The organism is Spirillospora albida (genome assembly GCF_000718255.1).
Taxonomy (GTDB): domain Bacteria; phylum Actinomycetota; class Actinomycetes; order Streptosporangiales; family Streptosporangiaceae; genus Spirillospora; species Spirillospora albida.
This window is the reverse complement of record NZ_JOFJ01000003.1, coordinates 185,064-207,037: the sequence shown is the minus strand read 5'-3', so window position 1 is coordinate 207,037 and position 21,974 is coordinate 185,064. Positions and strand designations below refer to the sequence as shown.

Below are 21,974 nucleotides of genomic sequence, written 5' to 3'. Positions count from 1 at the left end.
CAGATGGTGGGATCACACGTCCAAGGATTTGACGGTGGGCGCGAAGTCGGCGAAAGTGGCTGCGTGCAGAACACTTCCACCATCCTCGTAGTACTTGGTCGGCGCGCGGGCTGACCGAGTTTTCCGACCTGCGCGCCTCCCCTCGATCGCCGTCGCGGCGACGGGGGTTTTTTGTTGCCCCGGCGAGCCAGACCACACCCTTCGCAAGGAAACAGGATCATGACGACCGAGCAGATGACGGGAGCCCAGGCGCTGGTCCGCGCTCTGGAGAACGTCGGCGTCGACACCGTGTTCGGCATCCCGGGGGGCGCGATCCTCCCGGCGTACGACCCGCTGTACGACTCCGACAAGCTGCGGCACATCCTCGTCCGGCACGAGCAGGGCGCGGGACACGCCGCCCAGGGCTACGCGATGGTGACCGGCCGGGTCGGTGTCTGCATGGCCACCAGCGGCCCCGGCGCGACGAACCTCGTCACGGCGATCTCCGACGCCTACATGGACTCGGTGCCGATCGTGGCGATCACCGGTCAGGTCTCGACGTCCCTCATCGGGACGGACGGGTTCCAGGAGGCCGACATCGCCGGCATCACGATGCCGATCACCAAGCACAACTTCCTGGTCACCAAGGCGGAGGACATCGCCCGGACGATCGCCGAGGCGTTCCACATCGCCTCGACGGGCCGCCCTGGACCGGTCCTGGTCGACATCGCCAAGGACGCCCTCCAGGCCCCGGTCGCGTTCGAGTGGCCCGTCCAGATGCAGCTGCCGGGGTACCGGCCGGTCACCCGCCCGCACTCCAAGCAGGTCCGCGAGGCGGCCCGGCTGATCGTCGAGGCGCGGCGGCCCGTCCTGTACGTCGGCGGCGGCGTCCTGAAGGCCGGCGCGTCCGCCGAGCTGAAGGTGCTCGCCGAGCTGACCGGCGCGCCCGTCGTCACGACCCTGATGGCCAAGGGCGCGCTGCCCGACAGCCACCCGCTGCACATGGGCATGCCCGGCATGCACGGCGCGGTCGGCGCGGTCGGCGCCCTCCAGCGCGCCGACCTGCTCGTCACGCTCGGCGCCCGGTTCGACGACCGCGTCACCGGCAAGCTGGACGGCTTCGCGCCCGGCGCGAAGGTCGTCCACGCCGACATCGACCCGGCGGAGATCTCCAAGAACCGGCACGCGGACGTGCCGATCGTCGGCGACGCCCGCGAGGTCATCGCCGACCTGATCGTCGCGGTCCAGAACGAGCACGAGGCGGGCCGCCGCGGCGACTACGCCGACTGGTGGCGCCAGCTCAACGCCTGGCGGGAGACCTACCCCCTCGGCTACGACACGCCGGACGACGGGTCGCTGTCGCCGCAGTACGTCATCGAGCGCATCGGCAGGATCGTCGGGCCGGAGGCGTACTACGTCGCGGGCGTCGGCCAGCACCAGATGTGGGCCGCGCAGTTCATCAGGTACGAGCGGCCCGGCGCGTTCCTCAACTCCGGCGGCGCGGGCACGATGGGCTACGCCGTCCCGGCCGCGATGGGCGCCAAGGTCGGCGCGCCGGACACCCAGGTGTGGGCCATCGACGGCGACGGCTGCTTCCAGATGACCAACCAGGAGCTCGCGACGTGCGCGATCGAGGGGATCCCGGTCAAGATCGCCGTGATCAACAACGGTAATCTCGGCATGGTCCGGCAGTGGCAGACGCTGTTCTACGACGCCCGCTACTCCAACACGAACCTGCACGCGGCCAAGCGGATTCCGGACTTCGTGAAGCTCGCGGAGGCGTACGGTTGCATCGGGCTCCGGTGCGAGCGCGCCGAGGACGTCGACGCCGTCATCGCCAAGGCCATGGAGATCGACGACGCTCCCGTCGTGATCGACTTCGTCGTCAACGAGGACGCGATGGTCTGGCCGATGGTCGCCGCCGGCACCACCAACGACGACATCAAGATCGCCCGGGACATGGCTCCCGACTGGGAGAACGGAGACTGACGATGAGCCTGCACACCCTCTCCGTGCTCGTCGAGAACAAGCCGGGCATCCTCGCGCGGGTCGCCGCCCTGTTCTCGCGGCGCGGCTTCAACATCGAGTCCCTGGCCGTCGGCACCACCGAGCACCCGGAGATCTCCCGGATGACGATCGTGGTGAACGTCGCCGACCTGCCCCTGGAGCAGGTCACCAAGCAGCTGAACAAGCTGATCAACGTCCTGAAGATCGTCGAGCTGGACCCCTCGGCGTCGGTGCAGCGCGAGCTCGTCCTGGTCAAGGTGCGGGCGGACGCCGAGACGCGGTCGCAGGTCCTGGAGACCGTCCAGCTGTTCCGCGCCAAGGTCGTCGACGTCGCCGCGGACGCCGTCACGATCGAGGCGACCGGCAACCGCGACAAGCTGGACGCCCTGATCCGCGTCCTGGAGCCGTTCGGCATCAAGGAGCTCGTCCAGTCGGGCATGGTGGCCATCGGCCGCGGCGCCCGGTCCATCACCGACCGCTCGCTGCGGGCCATCGAGCGCAGCGCGTAATCCCTCTTACCGAAATCCAGAAAGGCAGCAGCACTGTGGCTGAGATGTTCTACGACGACGCCGCCGACCTGAGCGTGATCCAGGGCCGGCACGTGGCGATCATCGGCTACGGCAGCCAGGGCCACGCCCACGCGCTGTCCCTGCGCGACTCCGGCGCCGACGTCCGGGTCGGGCTCCGCGAGGGCTCCGCCAGCCGGGAGAAGGCCGAGGCCGAGGGCCTGCGCGTCGTCACCCCCGCCGAGGCGGCCGAGGAGGCCGACCTCATCATGCTGCTCGCTCCCGACCACCACCACCGGGAGATCTTCGAGAAGGACATCCGGCCCGCCCTGGTCGAGGGCGACGCCCTGTTCTTCGGGCACGGCTTCAGCATCCGCTACGGGCTCGTCGAGCCGCCCGAGGGCGTGGACGTGGCCATGGTCGCCCCCAAGGGCCCGGGTCACCTCGTCCGCCGCCAGTTCGTCGCCGGCCGCGGCGTCCCGGTGATCGTCGCGGTGGAGAAGGACGCGTCCGGCAACGCGTGGCCGCTCGCCCTGTCCTACGCCAAGGGCATCGGCGGCCTGCGCGCCGGCGGCATCAAGACCACCTTCACCGAGGAGACCGAGACCGACCTGTTCGGCGAGCAGGCCGTGCTGTGCGGTGGCGCGTCGGAGCTGGTCAAGGCCGGGTTCGAGGTGCTGACGGAGGCCGGCTACCAGCCCGAGGTCGCCTACTTCGAGGTGCTGCACGAGCTGAAGCTGATCGTCGACCTCATGTACGAGGGCGGCATCTCCAAGATGTACTGGTCGGTGTCGGACAACGCCGAGTACGGCGGCTACCGCAGCGGCCCGCGCGTCATCACGCCGGAGACCAAGGCCGCCATGAAGAAGATCCTCGGCGAGATCCAGTCCGGCGAGTACGCCAAGGAGCTGGTGGAGGAGTTCGAGGGCGGCCAGACGCGGTTCCGCAAGTACCGCGAGGCGCTCGCCGAGCACCCGATCGAGAAGACCGGCGCCGAGCTGCGGCCGATGATGAGCTGGATCGACGACTGAGCCGTCGACGCGCCGGCCCCCGGCCCCGCCGCGGGAGCGGGGGTCAGCGCGTCAGGTGGCGGCGGATCCGGGTGAGCAGCGAGGGCGTGCCCGGGTCGGCGATCACCTGGAGCGCCAGGTGCCCGCCGCGCGTGAAGTAGATGACGGTGTCGCGGTCGGGGGCGGTCGTGCGGCGCTGGAGGCCGGTCCTGAGGGCGGGGCCGCGGACGGCGCCGAGCCGCGCCTCGCGGGTGATGCCGAGGGACGTGGCGGCGACGTGCACGTCCCAGCGGCCCGGGTCGAGCGCGGCCGGGTCGACGACCGCCTCGAAGCCGCCGTCGCGGGGCTGCGCGGCGACGCGGTGCTCCTTTCCGGACGTCCGCTCGCGCACGACGACGTCCACGGCGGTGCGGTGCGTCTCGACGCGCTGGAGGGCGGCCGTCCCCCGGATCCTGATCTTCCTGCCGTGCCAGCCGGCGCCGTCGAGGCGGTGGTCGACGCCGACCTCGGCGGTGATGTCGGCGTCCTGCCGGGACACGCCCCGCAGGTACGGGTACAGCGCGTAGACGCGTCCGCCCACGACGACCGCGCCGGCGGGGCCGCCGTCGGCCTCGTCCCGGATCAGCCGCTCCAGTTCGTCGCGCAGGCCGTGCTGGATGCAGAACGCTCGCAGGCGGACGGACGAGGGCAGGACGGCGCGGGCGTCCTCGCTCAGCCCCTCGGCGCCGATGACCTTGCGGGTGCCCTCCAGCAGCCCCTCGCGCTGGCCGCCGTCGAGGCAGAGGAATCGCTGGTCGTAGACCCGCAGCAGGTCGCGTAGCACGCTGATCGTGTCGTCGGTCGTCACGAGGGTCACGTTAGGCCCCGGTGCGGTCGCGCACAGTGAAAGACCGTAGAGCCTGTCCTCCTGGATGCATACTCGGTATTGCCTTGCGCATACGCGGTATGCATACTTGGTATCCATGTCGATCCGTCACGGCCTGCTGGCCCTGCTGTCGCAGGGTCCCCGGTACGGCTACCAGCTGCGCGCCGAGTTCGAGTCGTCCACCGGCGCGACCTGGCCGCTCAACATCGGCCAGGTCTACTCCACCCTCGCCCGCCTCGAACGCGACGAGCTCGTCGTGCGCGCCGGGGACGACGGCGAGGGCCGCTTCGTCTACGAGATCACCCCTGCCGGGGAGGCGGACGTCCGGCGCTGGTTCGCCACCCCCGTCGCCGCCGCCGACCGGCCCCGCGACGAGCTCGCGATCAAGCTGGCGATGGCCGTCACCGCTCCCGGCGTGGACGTGCGCGCGGTCGTCCAGACACAGCGCGCCGCGACGCTGCGGACGCTGCAGGACCTCACCCGCCTCAAGATGGGCGCGCCGGCCGTGCCCGCTGACCAGCCCGACCGCGCGTGGCGGCTCGTCCTGGAATCGATGATCTTCCAGGCGGAGGCCGAGGTGCGGTGGCTCGACCACTGCGAGGTCTACGTCGCCCGCGCCGGGCGCCCCGCCCCGCCGGCACCGCCCGCCGGAGCCGGTGCGGCCGCCGAACCCGCCGAACCGACGGAGGAGACGCGTCGATGACGGTCCTGAGCATGCGCCAGGTGTCCCGCGACCACGGGACGGGGAACGCCCTCGTCCACGCCCTGCGCCAGGTGGACCTGGACGTCGCCGCGGGCGAGTTCGTCGCCGTGATGGGCCCGTCCGGATCCGGCAAGTCGACGCTGCTGACGATCGCCGGCGGCCTCGACACCCCCACGTCCGGCCAGGTCGTCGTCGAGGGCGCCGACCTCGGCGCGCTCGGCCCCGCCGGGCGCTCGGCCCTGCGCCGCCGCGCGGTCGGCTACGTCTTCCAGGACCTCAACCTCATCCCGAGCCTCACCGCCGCCGAGAACGTCATGATGCCTCGCGAACTGGACGGCGTCCGTGCCCGTCAGGCCCGCAGGGAGGCGCTGCACGCGCTCGCCGAGCTGGGCGTCGGCGAGCTGGCCGACCGGTTCCCCGAGGAGATGTCCGGTGGCCAGCAGCAGCGCGTCGCGATCGCGCGGGCGCTGGTCGGCGACCGCCGGCTCGTCCTCGCCGACGAGCCGACCGGTGCGCTCGACAGCCACACCGGCGAGGAGGTCATGCGGGCGCTGCGGGCCCGCTGTGACGCGGGCGCCGCCTGCCTGATGGTCACGCACGAGTCGCGGCACGCCGCCTGGGCCGACCGGGTCGTGTTCCTGCGCGACGGCCTGCTCATCGATGCGACCCCCGGCCGCCCAGGCCCGGAGAGCCTGCTGGAGGGTGCCTCGTGAGCGGGTTCCTGGCCGCGCTGCGGATCGCGCGGCGGGACGCGCTGCGGGCCCGCGGCCGTACGGCGCTCGTGCTCGCCATGATCGGGCTGCCGGTGGCGGCGGTCGTCGCGCTCGCCGTGCTGTCGGCGACCGGGACGTGGTCGCCGCGCGAGGCGCTGCCGTACGAGATCGGCGCCGCCGACGCGCGCCTCACCGGCACCGGGCACGCGCCCGTCCGCCAGGATCCGGAGTCGGACGAGCCGTTCCACGGGTCGTCCGAGCCGGAGCCCGGAGCCGGCGCCGAGCGGCCCTGGACCACGGCAGAGATCACCCGCAGGGTCGTCGCGCGCTACGGGCCGCGCGCCCGCGTCCAGCCGATCGAGACCGGCGGACGCGCCGCGCTGGAGACCGGCCGCGGCGTGCTGGCGGTCCGGCACACGGGCCTCGACCTGCGCGACCCCATGACGCGCGGGATCCTGGAGGTGACGAGGGGCAGGGCGCCGGCGGCGCCGGACGAGATCGCCGTCGCCCCGTCGCTCGCCGGGCGGTTCCCCCTCGGAGCCACCGTCCGGGCGGGCCGGGACGGCGCGGCGGTCCGGGAGGGCCGCGACGGCGTGCGGTTGCGGGTCGTCGGGTTCGCCCGGGACCCGCGGTCGCCCCGCGACGATGTCGTGGTGACCCTGCCGGGCGGGATCCCCGGCCCGGCAGACTCGCTCCCGCAGTGGCTGATCAGCGTCGGCGCCCCGGTGACGTGGGACGACGTGACCGATCTCAACCAGGAGGGCATCACCGTCCTGTCGCGGTCCGTGGTGGACGATCCGCCTCGGCGGGATCCCGCGGCGGCGGCTGACAGCGGCCCCGCCGCCGAGGAGCGGACGATCATGGCGGCCGCGGTGGCCATGATCGTGTTGGAGGTCGTGCTGCTGGCCGGTCCCGCGTTCGCGGTCGGCATCCGGCGGCAGCGCCGAGATCTGGCGCTGCTGGCGGCGGCCGGCGGCGACGCCGGGCATCTGCGCACCGTGGTGCTGACCGGCGGCCTGGTGCTCGGGGCCGCCGCCGCGCTGGCCGGGGCGCTGCTCGGGCTGCTCGCCGCGATCGCCGCCAAGCCGGTGATCCGCGCGACGACGGGGCACGTGCTCGGCCCGCTCGACGTCCCGTGGCCGCTCGTGCTGACGACCATGGCGCTCGGCGCCGGCAGCGCCGTCGCCGCCGCCTCCGTGCCCGCCGTCCAGGCAGCCCGGATGGACGTCGTCGCGGCGCTCGGCGGGCGCCGCGAGGCGGCCAGGTCCCGGCGAGGCTGGCCGCTCGCCGGGGGAGCGCTCGCCGGCACGGGCGTCGTGCTGTGCCTCGCCGGGACGCGCGGGCTGCGCGAGTTCGGTCCCGCCCTCGGCGCCGTAGCGATCATCATCGGCGGGGTGTTCGCCGCGCCGTGGCTGGTGGGGGCGGCCGGACGGGCCGCGCGGTGGCTGCCGCTGCCGCTGCGCCTCGCCGTCCGGGACGGGGCCCGCAACAGGGGCCGGGCCGCGCCCGTCGTCGCCGCGATCATGGCGGCGACGGCCGCTGTCACCGCGCTGGCCGTCGGCGCCTCCAGCGACTTCCGGCAGGAGCGGCTGGAGTACGAGGCGCGGCTCCCCATGGGGTCGGCCGTGATCAGGCCGCCGCTGGAGCGCGCGGACGCGGTCGCCGCCGGCGCCCGGCGCGAGATGCCCGGCGTGCCGGTGCTGGAACTGAAGGCCCTGCCGGGCGAGTTCTCGGTGTGCGGGCACGAGGACACCGCGCGCTGCCCGTCGGTCTCCTTCGGCGGGGGCAGCACCGCCGGGCCCGGCGTGGCCACCGGCGACGAGAACGTGGCCGACATCGTGGTCGGGGGCGCCCGCGAGGCCCGCCTGCTGCTCGGCAGGGACGATCCGGAGGTGAGCCGGGCGCTGGCGGCCGGGCGGGTGGTCCTGTTCGGCCGGCAGCCCAGGCCGTACGGCACGACCACCGCGACGGTCGCGGTGTGGAAGGACGATCAGCGGCACGTCCTGCGCGCGGTCCCGGACCTGCCCGCGGTCGCCGTCGCGGCGGACGCGCACGTCCGGGCGATCGTCCCGCCGTCGGCCGCGAAGCGGATCGGGGTGGCGCCGCGCATCGAGGCGCTCGGCGTCGACCGGGCCGACCACCGCGTCACCCCGGACGAGGAGGCCCGGCTGAAGGAACTGCTCGCCGGGTACTCCGGCGACGACGGGTCCGTGCACGTCGAGCGGGGCTTCACCGGGTCGGCGTCCGCCGTCCTCCTGCTGCTGGCGGCGGCCGGGGCGGTGCTCGCGCTCGGCGGCACGCTGATCGCGACGGGCCTGTCGGCCGCGGACGCCCGGCCCGACCTCGCCACCCTCGCCGCCGTCGGCGCCCGGCCCCGGACCCGGCGGCTGCTGATGGCCGGGCAGGCCGGCTTCGTCGCCGTCCTCGGCTGCTGGCTCGGCCTCGCGGGCGGACTCGTCCCGGGCATCGCGGTCGCGCGCCCGCTGACGGCCGTCGAGGAGATCCCCGCCCAGCCGGGCGCGGACGGTGCCGTCGCCGCCCCGGGTCACGGCCCCACGATCGACATCCCCTGGCAGCTCCTCCTGCTCATCGGGGTCGCGGTGCCGCTGCTGGCGATGCTGGCCGCCGGGCTGTCCACCCGGAGCCGGCTGCCGGTGACCCGCCGGCCGGCCTGACGCGCCGGACGGCCCGCGGGACGCCGCACGGCGCTCCGGCTGGTAGCGTCCGGCGCGTGGCTGACGCGGTTGTGCTGGAGGGGCCGGTGGACGAGGCCCCAGCCCGCGCGGAGAGAACGGGGAGAGGCGGGCGCCGGCCCGCGCTGGCGGTGCTGGTCGTGGCGAGCGCCGCGCTGTACGCGCTGTACTCGCTGCTGCGCCTGCGGGCGTTCCGGGCCAGCAGCTACGACCTGGTGATCTTCGACCAGGCGGTGCGCTCCTACAGCCGGTTCGAGCGGCCGGTGGCGATGGTGAAGGGCGTCCACAACGGGTTCGGGCCCGACTTCGCGATCCTCGGCGACCACTTCTCGCCGATCCTCGCGCTGCTGGCGCCGTTCTACTGGATCCACGACGGCCCGGGGACGCTGCTCGTCGCGCAGGCGGTGCTGTTCGCGCTGGCGATGGTGCCGATCTGGCGGTTCGCGGAGCGCCGGGCCGGCGCGGCGGGCGCGTACTGCGCGGCGGGCGCCTACGCGCTGTCGTGGCCGGTCGCGGAGGCGCTCGCGTTCGACTTCCACGAGGTCGCGTTCGTCCCGGCGCTGTCCGCGCTGATGGTCGAGCGCCACGACGCCGGGCGGCGCGGCCAGGCGGCGGCCGCGGCCCTCGCGCTGCTGCTCGTCAAGGAGGACATGGGCCTCCTGCTCGCCGGGTTCGGGCTGTTCCTGCTGACCCGGCGGGGCGACCGCCGCGCCGGCGCCGCCTACGTGGCGGGCGGCCTCGTCGCGACCTGGCTGTGCTCCCGGGTGCTCATCGCGGCGTTCGGCGGCGACAACGACTACTACTGGGCGTACGGTGGGCTCGGCCCGGACCTGCCGCGCGCCGCCGCGCACCTGCTCACCCACCCGTGGGACGCGCTGGCGCTGCTCGGCAGCCCGCCCGTCAAGCTCGGCACGATGGCGCTGCTGGTCCTGCCGCTGCTGCTGCTCCCGCTCTGCTCGCCGCTGACGCTGACCGTCCTGCCGCTGCTGGCGGAGCGGATGCTCGCCAGCCGGTTCGAGAACTGGTGGCAGCCGAGCTACCACTACAACGCGTTCCTCATCGCGGTCCTCGTCCTCGCGGCGGTGGACGGCGCGGCGCGGCTGCGGACGCGCTTCGCGGGCCCGCTGCGCGCCCGGTTCGGGAACCGCCGCCCGCCGCGGCGGGTGCCGAGGGCGCTGCCCGCCGCCGGGATGCTGGCGGCGACACTGGCCGCCGTGCCGTTCTTCGCGTTCGCGCACCTCGCCGACCCGGGATTGTGGCGGCCGAACGAGCGGGCGCGGTCGGCCGCCGCGGCGGCGGCGCGGATCCCGGACGGGGCGCTCGTCGAGGCGCCGAACACGGTCGGTCCCGCGCTGACCGGGCGGACCCGCGTCCTGCTGTGGGACTGGCAGCCGCGCCGGGCCCCGTGGGTGATCGCGGACGTGGAGCGGCTGGAGTTCCCGTTCGTCGCGCCGGGCGAGCAGCGGCGCCGGGTCGAGACGCTGCGGGCGCAGGGATACCGGGAGGTGTTCCGCTCCGGCGGCTATGTGGTGCTGCACCGGGACGCCCCCGAGCCGTGGTGAGAGCGTTGGACACATTGTCCAAATGACCACTCGCCCGGGATCCGGTCAGAATGCCGGTGAAGTCGTGCCGATCGGATATTAGAAGCTATCCGTTGTGGGTACTTTGCCCCATACTTAAGGAAAGTCGCGACGGCCGCGGCCGGTGCGGGTGACCTGCGTGCCCGCTCGTCCGGCCGCCGCCGTGGCGGCGGTGGGGCGGAGTGCGTGGGAGACGCGAGGCGATCCGGGACGGGCGCGCGGCGACGCGTCCCGCGGAAGACGCAATTCATCCTCGGGGCGGTGGACCCGGGCGCAGGTAATTCCCCGTTCTCCTTTCACGGCCATGGGGTGAATTATGGCGCGACGTCGTGATGTACCGGTGGAGGTCGGCCGCGCGCTTCCGCGCTTCGCCACCTGCGGCCAGGCGTGGATCGCGGTCCTGCGGCACGTCTGGCGGGCCGGCGAGGCGGGCCTGGAGGACGGCGGCCCGATCGTCGAGGCGCCCCCGTTCCTCTTCGAGGTCTCCGCACTGAGCTGGGAGGACCCGATCCTCCGCGAGCACGGCGACCACGCGGTGCTCGCCGGCCGCGCCCGGGAGCGGACGCGCCGGGCCGTCCACGGCCGCTACGGTCCGCGCCTGCACGACCTCGACGGCGTCGACCAGCTCCGCTGGGTCGTCGACCTGCTGCGGGCCCGGCCGTGGACGACCAGCGCGTGGATCTCCCTGACGCTGCCGGGCGAGCCCGCCGACGGGCTGCCGTGCCTCACCGCCCTGTCGTTCCGCATCCGCGGCTACCGGCTGATCATGACGGCGACGTTCCGGTCGCAGAACGTCTTCGGCGGCTACCTCACCTACATCCCGCTGCGGGCCGTCCAGGTGCAGGTCGCCGAGGAGCTCGGGCTGCCCGCCGGGCCGCTGCGCGTGTTCGTGGACGTCCCGCACATCCGGGTCGCGGACGCCGAGCGGGTGGCCGCCGTCCTCGCGGCCGTCCCGGCGCCCAGCGCCGCCTGACCGGCCGGGCGGAGCCGCCCGGGTGAACCCGGCCACGTGCGCCCGGTCCGCTGAACCAGGCCACCGGCCGCATTGCCGCAGGATATTGGGCAAATGGGAATTTAGGGCCGGGATCGGTGGTGCCCGCAGGGCGCCCGCCCGCGGGGGATAGACTCGCCGCGGGGGCGAGGGCACGACGCGGTGACTCGCGACTTCACCTGCACACCACCAGAACATCCGACTTCCCGAAGGACTGTTTTCCTTGAGCAAGCCCGTCGTCCTCGTCGCTGAAGAGCTCTCGCCGGCCGGCATCGCCGTTCTGGAGTCCGACTTCGAGGTCCGCCACGTCGACGGAAGCGACCGCGCCGCGCTGCTGCCGGCCGTCGCGGACGTCGACGCGCTGATCGTCCGCAGCGCCACCAAGGCCAACGCCGAGGTGTTCCAGCACGCCACGAAGCTCCGCGTCGTCGCCCGCGCCGGCGTCGGCCTCGACAACGTCGACGTGGAGGCCGCGACCAAGGCCGGTGTCATGGTCGTCAACGCGCCCACGTCCAACATCGTCACCGCCGCCGAGCACGCCATCGCGCTGCTGCTCGCCACCGCCCGGAACGTTCCGCAGGGCCACTCCGCCCTCAAGCAGGGCGAGTGGAAGCGCTCCAAGTACACCGGCGTCGAGCTTCAGGGCAAGACCGTCGGCGTCCTCGGCCTCGGCCGCATCGGCGTCCTCGTCGCGCAGCGCCTCGCCGCGTTCGACATGAACGTCGTCGCCTTCGACCCGTACGTGCAGGCCGCCCGCGCCGCCCAGCTCGGCGTGAAGCTCGTCACGCTGGACGAGCTGCTGCGCGAGAGCGACTTCATCACCGTCCACCTGCCGAAGACGCCCGAGACCCTCGGGCTCATCGGCGACAAGGAGCTGCGGCAGGTCAAGCCGGAGGTCCGCATCGTCAACGCGGCCCGCGGCGGCATCGTCGACGAGGGCGCGCTCGACCTCGCCCTCAAGGAGGGCCGCGTCGCCGGCGCCGGCATCGACGTGTTCAGCACCGAGCCGTGCACCGACAGCCCGCTGTTCCACCACGACAACGTCGTGGTCACCCCGCACCTCGGCGCCAGCACCCACGAGGCGCAGGAGAAGGCGGGCACCCAGGTCGCCCGCTCGGTGAAGCTCGCCCTCTCCGGCGAGTTCGTCCCCGACGCCGTCAACGTCCAGGGCGGCGCCGTCGCCGAGGACGTCAAGCCCGGCCTGCCCCTCGCCGAGAAGCTCGGCCGCATCTTCACCGCCCTCGCCGGCGGCGTCCCCGTCCGCCTCGACGTCGTCGTCCGAGGCGAGATCGCCGAGCACGACGTCAAGGTCCTGGAGCTGGCCGCGCTCAAGGGCGTGTTCGTGGACGTCGTCGAAGAGGCCGTGACCTTCGTCAACGCGCCGCTGCTGGCCCGCGACCGCGGCGTCGAGGTCACCCTCACCACCAGCGAGGACAGCCCCGACTGGCGCAACGTCGTGCAAGTGCGCGGCACGATGGCCGACGGCTCCGTCGTGTCGGTGTCCGGCACGCTCACCGGCCCGAAGCACGCCGAGCGCCTCGTCGAGATCAACGGCTACGACATGGAACTCGTCCCGACCGAGCACATGGCGTTCTTCTCCTACGTCGACCGCCCCGGCATCGTCGGAGCCGTCGGCAAGCTGCTCGGCGACGCCGGGGTCAACATCGCCGGCATGCAGGTCGGCCGGGACGTCAAGGGCGGCAAGGCGCTGATCGCCCTGACCGTCGACTCGGCCATCCCGCCGCAGCTGCTCGACGCCATCTCCGCCGGAGTGGGCGCCGACATGGGCCGCCGCGTCGACCTCGACGGCTGAATCCCTGCGGTTGCGGCCCACTGCGCTCGCCTGACGGCTGCTCGTGACCGTTCCCGGGCGAACGCGGCATCGCGTTCGCGTGGGTGGCTGAGGTCTCCTGGACCCGGTGTGAACGGCGTTCCGGTCGTGGTCAGATGACTCGTCGCGGTGGGCACTCCTTGGCAGGGCGTGAGTCGGGCGGCCGGTTCCCCTGGCGGCCGGCCGTCTCACATTCTGGGAAGTTCCGCCACGGGTCGGGATGACCAGCGGATTCGCGGGTACCGTGGTGTCCAGTCGCGGCGCTCGTTGTGATCCTTCGCTGCCGCAGCAGGGCCTGATCATCGGCGGGCCGGAGCGTGCGAACCACGCGGACCCGGCTCCCCGGCCCCACCAGCCCAGCGACTCTCGGGGAGAGCCATCATGAACCAGAACACCACCGTGCCGGCCGACGACGCGCAGGACGAGGCGGCCCGCGCCCTCCAGACCGCCCTGGACCGCCGCGACAACGGCGGTCACCCCAGCCGGTGACCCGACTTCCGGGAAGGGGCCGTCCACCTGGACGGCCCCTTCTTCCATGCCCGGCCCCCGTTCCGGATCGGCCGCGGCACGGAGGCGGGCGGGGGTACTGAGGGAGCCCGCTCGCCGCCGTCCACGCCGCGACCCGCCCGGCCGGGACGTGCGGGACCATGTGGGGGTGGGGATGGAGAGGAGCCGCAGGGGCGGCGAAGCGGATCCCGGTGAGGTCGCGGCCGTCCTCGCGGACGTGGCGCGCCTCGGGCCGTACTTCGTGATCGACACCGGGCCGGACAACGGCGCCGGGTGGCGCGTTCTCGCGGAGACCGCGCCCGGACACCTCGGCGAACTCGTCGACGTCTACGCCGAACGGCTCGCGACGGACGAGCGGCGCGTCGCGGCCTCGATCCTGTTCCAGGGCCTGGCCTCGCGGCTCTGGTCGCCGGTCGTCGCGGCGGCCGCGCGCGGGATCGTCCCCGATCTGTCCGGTCTGCTCTGGGCGCATGGCGCCCCCACCGCGCTCCGCCTTCCCGAGCCGCGCGGGTGGCGCGTCGAGGGCCCGGTGGACGGCGCCGCTCTCGTCCACGGAACGGTCGTCGCGGGGCAGCTCGTGCCGTTGAGCGTGACGCTGCGCGCCCTCGTGCGGCTGCCGGACGGCCTGATCTGGGGGAACGCGGCCTCCGCGCTGGCGGGCGGGCTCGCCGTCGGGCCTCGGGACGCCGTGCGGGAGGCGCTCGTCCGGGCGCTGCTGGACCGTGCCCCCCTGACGGGGACGGGCGGCCTCGGGCCGGCCGGGTTCGTCCGGCGGAGCTGCTGCCTGTACTACCGCGTCCCGCCCGGCGGGGAGATGTGCGGCGACTGCGCCCTGCTGCCCAAAGGGTGAGACATAGGTTCAAGCAATGAGACGACATGCAGTAGAGTTCGCCCATGGCTTCCCGCAGCATTCGACTGGCCGTCATCCCCGGTGACGGGATCGGCCCCGAGGTGGTCGCCGAAGGGCTGAAGGTCCTCGATGCCGTCGCCCCGGCCGGTGACCTCGCGTTCGAGCAGACCGCGTACGACCTCGGCGCCGCCCGCTGGCACCGCACGGGGGAGACGCTGCCCGACTCGGTCCTCGAGGAGCTGCGCGCCCAGGACGTCATCCTGCTCGGCGCCGTCGGCGACCCGACCGTCCCGAGCGGCACGCTGGAGCGCGGGCTGCTGCTGCGGACCCGGTTCGAACTCGACCACTACGTGAACCTGCGCCCGGTGAAGCTGTTCCCGGGCGTGCGGACCCCTCTCGCGGACGTCACGCCGGACGACATCGACATGGTCGTCGTCCGGGAGGGCACCGAGGGCCCGTACACGGGCGTCGGCGGCGTCCTGCGGAAGGGCACGCCGCACGAGGTCGCCACCCAGGAGAGCGTGAACACGGCGTTCGGCGTCGAGCGCGTCATCCGCTACGCGTTCGAGGTCGCGGCGTCGCGTCCGCGCAAGAAGCTGACGCTCGTCCACAAGGACAACGTCCTGACCTTCGCGGGAGACCTCTACCAGCGGACGCTGCAGCGCGTCGGCGCGGAGTACCCCCAGGTCACGACCGACTACTGCCACGTCGACGCGGCCACGATGTTCTTCGTCAGCCAGCCGCGGCGCTTCGACGTCGTCGTCACCGACAACCTGTTCGGCGACATCATCACCGACATCGGCGCCGCGATCGCGGGCGGCATCGGGCTCGCCGCGTCCGGAAACGTCAACCCCGACCGCACCGCCCCCTCGATGTTCGAGCCGGTGCACGGCAGCGCCCCCGACATCGCCGGCCAGGGCAAGGCCGACCCGACCGCGACGATCCTGTCCGTGGCGATGCTGCTCGACCACATCGGTGCCGGCGACGCCGCGCGCCGCGTCGAGCAGGCCGTCTCGGACGACCTGGCGGAGCGCGCCGCTCTCGGCGCCCGCTCCACCGCGCAGATCGGCGACGCGATCGCCAAGCGAGTATCGGGCTGAGGGCGCGCCTCTCCGGCCTCAGGCAGGGACACCCCGGGCGCGCCGCGCGGCGCGCCCGGTTTTTCCTGTGCGCGCCGTGAACGAGCGAGGGGACTGGACGGAGTACGACAATAGGGACTATGGAAGGCCGTGGCGGCAACGAGGCCGCGCCGGCGATCCGCGAGAGGACAACCGCGATGAGCACACTGGACTTCGAGATCACGCTGACCGATCGGCCCGCCTCGGCGGAGGAGCGGGCCGCCGTGCTGGCCGACCCGGGCTTCGGACGGCACTTCACCGATCACATGATCACGATCCGGTACAGCGCGGACCGGGGCTGGTACGACGCCAGGCTCGAACCGTACGGGCCGATCCCGATGGACCCGGCCAGCCAGGTCTTCCACTACGCGCAGGAGCTGTTCGAGGGCCTCAAGGCCTACCGGCAGCCGGACGGCTCGATCGTCACGTTCCGGCCGTACATGAACGCCGCCCGGATGAACCGGTCCGCGAAGCGGATGGCGATGCCGGGGATCCCGGAGGAGCTGTTCGTCCGGGCCTGCGAGCTGCTCGTCGGCACGGACAGGGAGTGGGTGCCGGACGCCGAGGGCCACAGCCTCTACCTGCGCCCGTTCATGTTCGCGACGACCCGCGCGCTCGGCGTGAACAGCCCGGCGAACGAGTTCCTGTTCATGGTCATCGCGTCGCCGTCCGGGCTGTACTACCCGCGCGGGATCAAGCCGGTCACGGTGTGGCTGTCGCAGGAGTACACGCGCGCCGCGCCCGGCGGCACCGGCGAGGCCAAGTTCGGCGGCAACTACGCGGCGTCGTTCGCGGGCCAGGCCGAGGCGGTCGCCCACGGCTGCGACCAGGTCGTCTGGCTGGACGCCGTGGAGCACCGGTGGGTCGAGGAGGTCGGGTCGATGAACCTGATGTTCGTCTACGGCTCCGGCTCGGACGCGCGGCTGCTCACCCCGGCCCTCACCGGGACGCTGCTGCCCGGCGTCACCCGCGACTCCATGCTCAAGCTGGCGCCCGACCTCGGCATCCCCGCCGAGGAGGGCAAGATCAGCATCGAGGAGTGGCAGGAGGGCTGCGAGTCCGGCGCGATCACCGAGGTGTTCGGCTGCGGCACCGCCGCGATCATCAGCCCGGTCGGCCGGGTGAAGGGCGCCGACCGCGAGTGGGCGATCGGGACCGGGGAGCCCGGCGAGATCTCCATGCGGCTGCGCCAGGAGCTGGTCGGCATCCAGTACGGCACCCGCCCCGACCCGTACGGCTGGGTGCACCGCATCGTCTGACGCCGGGACCCCGGCGGCCCGCTTCCCGCGCCCCGGCCGCGCGTGCCTGCGGCGCGGGGCGGGCCACCGGGGTCCCGGACGGTCGTCAGCGGTCGAACTCGTAGTCCGTCTCGAACGCCGCCGAGGCCTCGTGCGGGTCGCTGCCGTGCGCCCCCGGGTCGATCTCGTACCGGAACTCGAAGCTGACGCGGGCCTCGCCGCGCCGGCCGCCGTCCCGGACCCGGAACTTGCACTCGCCCTCGAGCTCGTAGGCCCGGCGGATGCGGTGCCACGCCACGTCCGAGCGCCAGGTGTCGCCGACCCGGATCACTTCGCGGTCCTCGCGGCGGTCGTGGTCGTCGTCGCGCTCGGTGGTGCACACCGCGCGTCCGCGCGCCATGTCCTTCAGGCGCTCGCTGGTGATCTGGAAGCTCCACCGCATCGGGTACCGGCGGGAGTGCTCCCCGTCGAGGTCCACGCGGGCGCTGAACTGCCCGATCCGGTCCCGGTGCCAGTAGTTCTCGTGCCTCCGGGTGAACGTGAAGCGGTCCTCGCGCTCGGGGGCCGGATGCCCGACGACCCCGATTTCGGACGCCCCGGGCAGGACGGACGCCGACGACATCGCGGGCGCGGCGCCGAGCGCCAGCGCCAGGGCCGTTCCGGAGATCGCGGCCGTCCGGCCGAACTTCTGCATGTGCATGTCGGGATTTTCCCTTCGGAAATGTTCCGTGAATGCCCGCCCGGTACGGCGGCCGGTCCACCGCCGTGCGCCGTCGGCCGTCGGCCGACCGGCGCGCGAACGCGCCGGGCACGACCGTCCCGCCGGGCACTACCAGGTATTTCTCGGCGAGCGATTCGATACTCCGTCGGCATCGGCGCATTGCGCAAGGCATTTTGCGGAATGCAGAAAGAGTGCCGAGGAGATAAATGGTCGAGCCGGTGAATCGCCGTCCATGTCGCATTTTGTGCGACAGATGTCAGGGCGAGGCGGCGTCTCGACATGCGAGACGGATGTCCCAGGCGCGGTGGCGGTGTGGCAGACTGTGGACATCATGCGCATCAGCCTCGTCATTATCGGCTGGCGCGCCGGCATCTGACACGGGACACCGCCGGCGCGCAGACCTCTCACGTCCGTGAGGGGTCTTTTTTGTGCCCTGGCGCTGATCGCCCATCCCTGGGGGTTCACGACATGCAAGGCGACGCATTCCACGTCTACGACACCACCCTGCGCGACGGCTCGCAGCAGGAGGGGCTCAACCTCTCCGTGCCCGACAAGCTCGTCATCGCGCGGCATCTCGACGACCTGGGCGTCGGCTTCATCGAGGGCGGCTGGCCCGGGGCGAACCCCAAGGACACCGAGTTCTTCCGGCGGGCTCGAACAGAGCTCGACCTGAAGCACGCGCAGCTCACCGCGTTCGGCGCGACCCGCCGGGCCGGAGTGAAGGCCGCCGACGACCCCCAGGTGGCCGCCCTGCGCGAATCCGGCGCGTCCGTCGTGACCCTTGTCGCCAAGAGCCACGACAGGCACGTCGACCTGGCCCTCCGCACCACGCTGGCCGAGAACCTCGCGATGATCCGCGACACGGTCTCCCACCTGCGTGCGGAGGGCCAGCGCGTCTTCCTGGACGCCGAGCACTTCTTCGACGGCCACAAGGCCAACCGCGCCTACGCGCTGGAGGCCGTCCGCACCGCCGTCGAGGCGGGCGCCGACGTCGTCGCGCTCTGCGACACCAACGGCGGCATGCTGCCGGACGAGCTGGCCGACGTCGTCCACGAGGTCGTGGGCCTCGGCGTCCGCGTCGGCATCCACTGCCACGACGACTCCGGCTGCGCGGTCGCCAACACCCTCGCCGCCGTGAAGGCCGGCGCGACCCACGTCCAGGGCTGCGCGAACGGCTACGGCGAGCGCAGCGGCAACGCGAACCTGTTCACCGTGGTCGGGAACCTCCAGCTCAAGCGCGGCATGCAGATCGTCACGGACGCGCAGCTCGCCGAGATGACCCGGATCGCGCACGCCGTCTCCGAGGTCACCAACATCGCTCCCGCGTCCCAGCAGCCCTACGTGGGCCTGTCGGCGTTCGCGCACAAGGCGGGCCTGCACGCGTCCGCCGTCAAGGTCGACCCGGACCTCTACCAGCACATCGACCCCGCCCGCGTCGGCAACGACATGCGGATGCTCGTCTCCAGCATGGCCGGACGCGCGTCCGTCGAGCTGAAGGGCCGCGAGCTCGGGTACGACCTGTCCGGCGAGAAGGCCAAGGCCGTCGTCGACCGCGTCAAGGAGCTGGAGTCCACCGGCTACACCTTCGAGGCCGCCGACGCCTCGTTCGAGCTGCTGCTGCGCGAGGAGCTGACCGGCGTCCGGCAGCGCCACTTCGAGGTCGAGTCGTGGCGGTCGATCGTGGAGCGCCGCCCGGACGGCTCCATGGTCAGCGAGGCCACCGTCAAGCTCCGCGCCAAGGGCGAGCGGATCATCGCGACGGGCGAGGGCAACGGCCCCGTCAACGCCCTGGACAACGCCCTGCGCGTCGCCCTCGGCCGCCTCTACCCCGAACTGGCGAGGCTGGAGCTCGTCGACTACAAGGTCCGCATCCTGGAGGGGACGCACGGGACGGAGGCGCGCACCCGCGTGCTCATCGAGTCCAGCGACGGGGACCGCGAATGGGGCACCGTCGGCGTGGAGGACAACGTCATCGCCGCGTCCTGGCAGGCGCTGGAGGAGGCCGTCTCGTACTGCCTGCTGCGCGCGGGCTACGAGGCCGGCTGACCGGATCGGGAATGCCCTCCGTCAGGCGGGCATTATCCGGTCATGAACACCGAGGTCATCCACAACGAGGCCAAGGCCCGCTACGAGATCACCCTGGACGGCGATCTCGCGGGCTTCGCCGACTACGAGTCGCGGCCCGGCCGGGTCGTCTTCACCCACACCGAGATCAACTCCAAGCTGGAGGGCCGGGGGCTCGGCGGCAGGCTCGTCCAGGGCGCGCTGGACGACGTCCGCGGCCAGGGCCTGCGCGCGGTGCCCGCCTGCTCCTTCGTCAAGCGGTGGATCGACCAGCACCCGGACTACCAGGACCTCGTGCAGTCGTCCGCCTCCTGAGAGGGGTGGCGCGGCCGCGGCGAGCCCCCGCGGCCGCGCCGTTCTCAGCCCTCGGCGGACTTCGGCGCGGCGCTCTGCACGACGTCGAAGCTCCACAGTTCCGAGCCCATCGCGGCGGGACCGCCATGCCCGTGGCCGTGCCCGTGCCCGGCGGGACGGTCCTGCGCGGCCTGCGCGTGGCCCTGCTGGAACTGGCGGCTCTCCGTCCAGCGCTGGAAGTCCTCTTCGCTGCGCCACTTCGTGACGACCATGTACCTGTCCAGGCCCTCGACGGGACGCAGCAGGTCGAAGCCCTCGAATCCCTCGGCGGTCTCCACGAGCCCGGCCCGGCCGGCGAACCGCCGCTCGATCTCCTCGCGCATCTCCGGCGCCACCGTCAGCACGTTGATCTTCACCACGGACACGTGCCCACCCCCTTCATGATCTGAATCGCGACCACCGTACCGGGAGGCGCCCGCGCCGCCGGGACGTGGCCGGGACGCGCAACGCCATTCGGTACTCGTGGGGCTGTTGCGGAGAAATTTCAACAAATGTGGCAAAAGCGGTGGCGGATGTCGCGACCGCCCGCCAGCATGGGTGCCGCACGGCGCGCGAGCCGTCTCCGCGCGCCCGTCTCCCAGCACCCGACCAGCCGGAGTGATCGCATGCCTGTCCGACCCTGGAGCCCCGATCCCGGGCGTCCCTCGGGCGGAATCGCGGACGGCACCGCCGCCGGCATCTTCTTCGGCCTCGGCGAACTGTACGAGCGCATGCGCGACCTCGACCAGGCCGCCGGCTGGTACCGCCGCGCCGCCGAGGCCGGCCACCCGGACGCCGCCCTCCGGCTCGGCGCCGTCCTCGGCCGCCTCGCCGACACCGGCCGCGCCGGCATCTCCGCCGAGGACCTCCTGGCCGAGGCCACCCGCTGGCTGAGCGGCGCACCGGACGCCACCACCCCCGACGCCATCGAGCTGATCACGGACATGCTCAACCGGCACCAGCGGCAGGCGGCCCGCCGCGGCGTCGAGCCCGCACCCGCCGGGTGATCCGCGACGTCCGGCATGAACCGATACGCTCCCGGCGGCGTCGGACACCAAGAGGCCGGCCGGAACGGAGGGTGACGACGTGAGCGGCGACCAGCCCGGGTACATCCCCCCGGACCACAAGACGACCGCGGAGTTCGCCGCCCCCGCCAAGGCGGCAGGGGAAGCGGACACCACGTTCGCCGGTGCCCCCGTCGACGAACCGCCCCGGACCGTCACCGACTTGGCGGCGGAAGCGCCGCAGACGGCCACGGACCTGCCGGCGGAACCCCCGCAGACCGCCACGGACCTGTCCGCGCGGGACGCGCCCCAGACCGTCACCGACCTCTCCGCGGAGGGGGCGGCGCAGACGGCCACGGACGTTCCCTTCACGACGCCGGGCGAGCCGGGCACCGCGCCCCAGGCGCCGGAGCAGCCGCCGATCCTGCCCCAGGCCCCCTGGACGGCTCAGTTCGGCGCCGGGAGCGAGGCCACCGCCCCCGGACACGGTCCGGTGCCCCCCGCCGCCATGGCGCAGCCCGCGCCGCCGGCGCCGGCCCCCATGGAGCACGCCGCCCCGCCGCTGCCGCCGGCCGCGCAGCCGATACCGTCCGCCCCCCGGCCGGGCGGCTCCCGGCTCCCTCTGGTCATCGGTGCCGCCGCTCTCGCCGTCCTCCTGCTGGCGGGCGGGGTCGCGGCGGCCTTCTTCCTGACCGGGGACGGCGACTCGCCCGAAGGCAAGGACCCCGTGCCCCCGCGGGCCGCGAGCACCGCACCGAGCGGCGGCGCGACGGAGCCCGGCGCACCGGGCGGTCCCGGTGCCTCGCCTCCGCCCGGTACGCCCGTCCCGCCCGGCTCGCCCGTCCCGTCCGGGGCCCCGACGCCCGGCGGGACGCCTCCCGTCCAGCAGCCGGCGTCCCCGCTGCCGTCGCCGACCACCGCCCCCATCGGCCCGCTGCTGCGGGGCAAGGGCATCACGTACCAGCTCGTCCAGCAGGACCCGGGCTACTACGAGGGCCGGATCGTGATCACCAACCGGGGCACGAAGCCGATGAAGGCGTGGAAGCTCACGTTCGACGCACCCGGACGGGACGTGAAGAACATCTGGGGCGCCCGGCTGACCCGCGGCGGCGCCAAGGCCGAGATCCAGAACCTGGAGAACGCCCCGGCCATCCCGCCCGGCGGCACCTGGGAGATCCAGTACGGGGCGGTCGGCGCCCCCGCGCCGCCGAAGGCGTGCCGCCTCAACGGCAAGGCGTGCGGATTCTGACCGTGTCGTAGC

The 21,974-nt window shown here is 73.4% G+C and carries 19 protein-coding genes; 16 read left to right on the top strand and 3 right to left on the bottom strand.

The features are described from left to right. Window positions 1-174: 174 nt before the first annotated feature. The 3 genes from IE99_RS0105560 to ilvC are packed head-to-tail and all read left to right on the top strand — an operon-like array spanning window position 175 to window position 3,523. Window positions 175-1,968: an acetolactate synthase large subunit gene (locus tag IE99_RS0105560; RefSeq protein WP_281176502.1), complete on the top strand. Its 1,794-nt coding sequence runs from the start codon at window positions 175-177 to the stop codon at window positions 1,966-1,968. Window positions 1,969-1,970: 2 nt separating this feature from the next. Next, window positions 1,971-2,495 carry an acetolactate synthase small subunit gene (gene ilvN, locus IE99_RS0105555; RefSeq protein ID WP_030164564.1) on the top strand — a complete coding sequence of 175 codons (525 nt, stop codon included), beginning with the start codon at window positions 1,971-1,973 and terminating at the stop codon, window positions 2,493-2,495. 44 nt (window positions 2,496-2,539) lie between these two features. Further along, complete coding sequence (gene ilvC / locus IE99_RS0105550) at window positions 2,540-3,523, top strand: ketol-acid reductoisomerase (protein ID WP_030164560.1); 984 nt, start codon at window positions 2,540-2,542, stop codon at window positions 3,521-3,523. A gap of 43 nt (window positions 3,524-3,566) precedes the next feature. Here ilvC and IE99_RS0105545 read toward each other — a convergent pair whose 3' ends face one another. Further along, on the bottom strand, window positions 3,567-4,349 hold the full coding sequence (locus IE99_RS0105545) for a hypothetical protein (RefSeq protein WP_051712068.1): 783 nt from the start codon (window positions 4,347-4,349) through the stop codon (window positions 3,567-3,569). Between the two features lie 115 nt (window positions 4,350-4,464). Here IE99_RS0105545 and IE99_RS0105540 point away from each other — a divergent pair, with 115 nt between their 5' ends. The 9 genes from IE99_RS0105540 (at window position 4,465) to IE99_RS0105495 (ending at window position 16,612) form a co-directional block, all read left to right on the top strand. Next, window positions 4,465-5,070: a PadR family transcriptional regulator gene (locus IE99_RS0105540; RefSeq protein WP_030164553.1), complete on the top strand. Its 606-nt coding sequence runs from the start codon at window positions 4,465-4,467 to the stop codon at window positions 5,068-5,070. Beyond that, window positions 5,067-5,783: an ABC transporter ATP-binding protein gene (locus tag IE99_RS0105535; protein ID WP_030164550.1), complete on the top strand. Its 717-nt coding sequence runs from the start codon at window positions 5,067-5,069 to the stop codon at window positions 5,781-5,783. Before IE99_RS0105540 ends, IE99_RS0105535 begins: the two co-directional genes overlap by 4 nt. After that, window positions 5,780-8,458, top strand: coding sequence for an ABC transporter permease (locus IE99_RS0105530; protein ID WP_030164549.1), 2,679 nt, complete (start codon window positions 5,780-5,782; stop codon window positions 8,456-8,458). The genes IE99_RS0105535 and IE99_RS0105530 overlap by 4 nt, the downstream gene beginning before the upstream one ends. 56 nt (window positions 8,459-8,514) lie before the next feature. Further along, entirely contained in the window at window positions 8,515-10,038 is a 1,524-nt protein-coding gene (locus IE99_RS31000) for a DUF2079 domain-containing protein (RefSeq protein WP_169744396.1), read from the top strand. A 358-nt stretch (window positions 10,039-10,396) separates the two neighbouring features. Beyond that, window positions 10,397-11,029 carry a thymidylate synthase family protein gene (locus IE99_RS0105520; RefSeq protein ID WP_245623074.1) on the top strand — a complete coding sequence of 211 codons (633 nt, stop codon included), beginning with the start codon at window positions 10,397-10,399 and terminating at the stop codon, window positions 11,027-11,029. 241 nt (window positions 11,030-11,270) lie between these two features. After that, window positions 11,271-12,860 carry a phosphoglycerate dehydrogenase gene (gene serA, locus IE99_RS0105515; RefSeq protein WP_030164540.1) on the top strand — a complete coding sequence of 530 codons (1,590 nt, stop codon included), beginning with the start codon at window positions 11,271-11,273 and terminating at the stop codon, window positions 12,858-12,860. Window positions 12,861-13,539: 679 nt separating this feature from the next. Beyond that, entirely contained in the window at window positions 13,540-14,235 is a 696-nt protein-coding gene (locus tag IE99_RS28865) for a (2Fe-2S)-binding protein (protein WP_037558762.1), read from the top strand. 44 nt (window positions 14,236-14,279) lie between these two features. Beyond that, the gene (locus IE99_RS0105500) at window positions 14,280-15,335 is read left to right on the top strand and encodes a 3-isopropylmalate dehydrogenase (RefSeq protein ID WP_030164533.1); all 1,056 of its coding nucleotides are present in this window, start codon (window positions 14,280-14,282) and stop codon (window positions 15,333-15,335) included. Window positions 15,336-15,511: 176 nt separating this feature from the next. Further along, window positions 15,512-16,612: a branched-chain amino acid aminotransferase gene (locus IE99_RS0105495; protein ID WP_030164530.1), complete on the top strand. Its 1,101-nt coding sequence runs from the start codon at window positions 15,512-15,514 to the stop codon at window positions 16,610-16,612. 85 nt (window positions 16,613-16,697) lie between these two features. Here IE99_RS0105495 and IE99_RS0105490 read toward each other — a convergent pair whose 3' ends face one another. Next, complete coding sequence (locus IE99_RS0105490; protein WP_030164528.1) at window positions 16,698-17,291, bottom strand: hypothetical protein; 594 nt, start codon at window positions 17,289-17,291, stop codon at window positions 16,698-16,700. A gap of 489 nt (window positions 17,292-17,780) precedes the next feature. Between IE99_RS0105490 and cimA the strand changes: the two genes are divergently transcribed. Both cimA and IE99_RS0105475 read left to right on the top strand, forming a co-directional pair. Further along, complete coding sequence (cimA, locus tag IE99_RS0105480; protein WP_030164525.1) at window positions 17,781-19,358, top strand: citramalate synthase; 1,578 nt, start codon at window positions 17,781-17,783, stop codon at window positions 19,356-19,358. A 42-nt stretch (window positions 19,359-19,400) separates the two neighbouring features. Continuing rightward, window positions 19,401-19,691, top strand: a complete 291-nt coding sequence (locus IE99_RS0105475) for a GNAT family N-acetyltransferase (protein WP_030164522.1) — start codon at window positions 19,401-19,403, stop codon at window positions 19,689-19,691. Window positions 19,692-19,735: 44 nt separating this feature from the next. Here IE99_RS0105475 and IE99_RS0105470 read toward each other — a convergent pair whose 3' ends face one another. After that, window positions 19,736-20,095 carry an antibiotic biosynthesis monooxygenase family protein gene (locus tag IE99_RS0105470; RefSeq protein WP_030164519.1) on the bottom strand — a complete coding sequence of 120 codons (360 nt, stop codon included), beginning with the start codon at window positions 20,093-20,095 and terminating at the stop codon, window positions 19,736-19,738. Between the two features lie 240 nt (window positions 20,096-20,335). Between IE99_RS0105470 and IE99_RS0105465 the strand changes: the two genes are divergently transcribed. Further along, on the top strand, window positions 20,336-20,716 hold the full coding sequence (locus IE99_RS0105465) for an SEL1-like repeat protein (protein ID WP_030164516.1): 381 nt from the start codon (window positions 20,336-20,338) through the stop codon (window positions 20,714-20,716). Between the two features lie 79 nt (window positions 20,717-20,795). After that, window positions 20,796-21,962: a cellulose binding domain-containing protein gene (locus IE99_RS31695; protein ID WP_030164513.1), complete on the top strand. Its 1,167-nt coding sequence runs from the start codon at window positions 20,796-20,798 to the stop codon at window positions 21,960-21,962. Window positions 21,963-21,974: the final 12 nt, after the last annotated feature.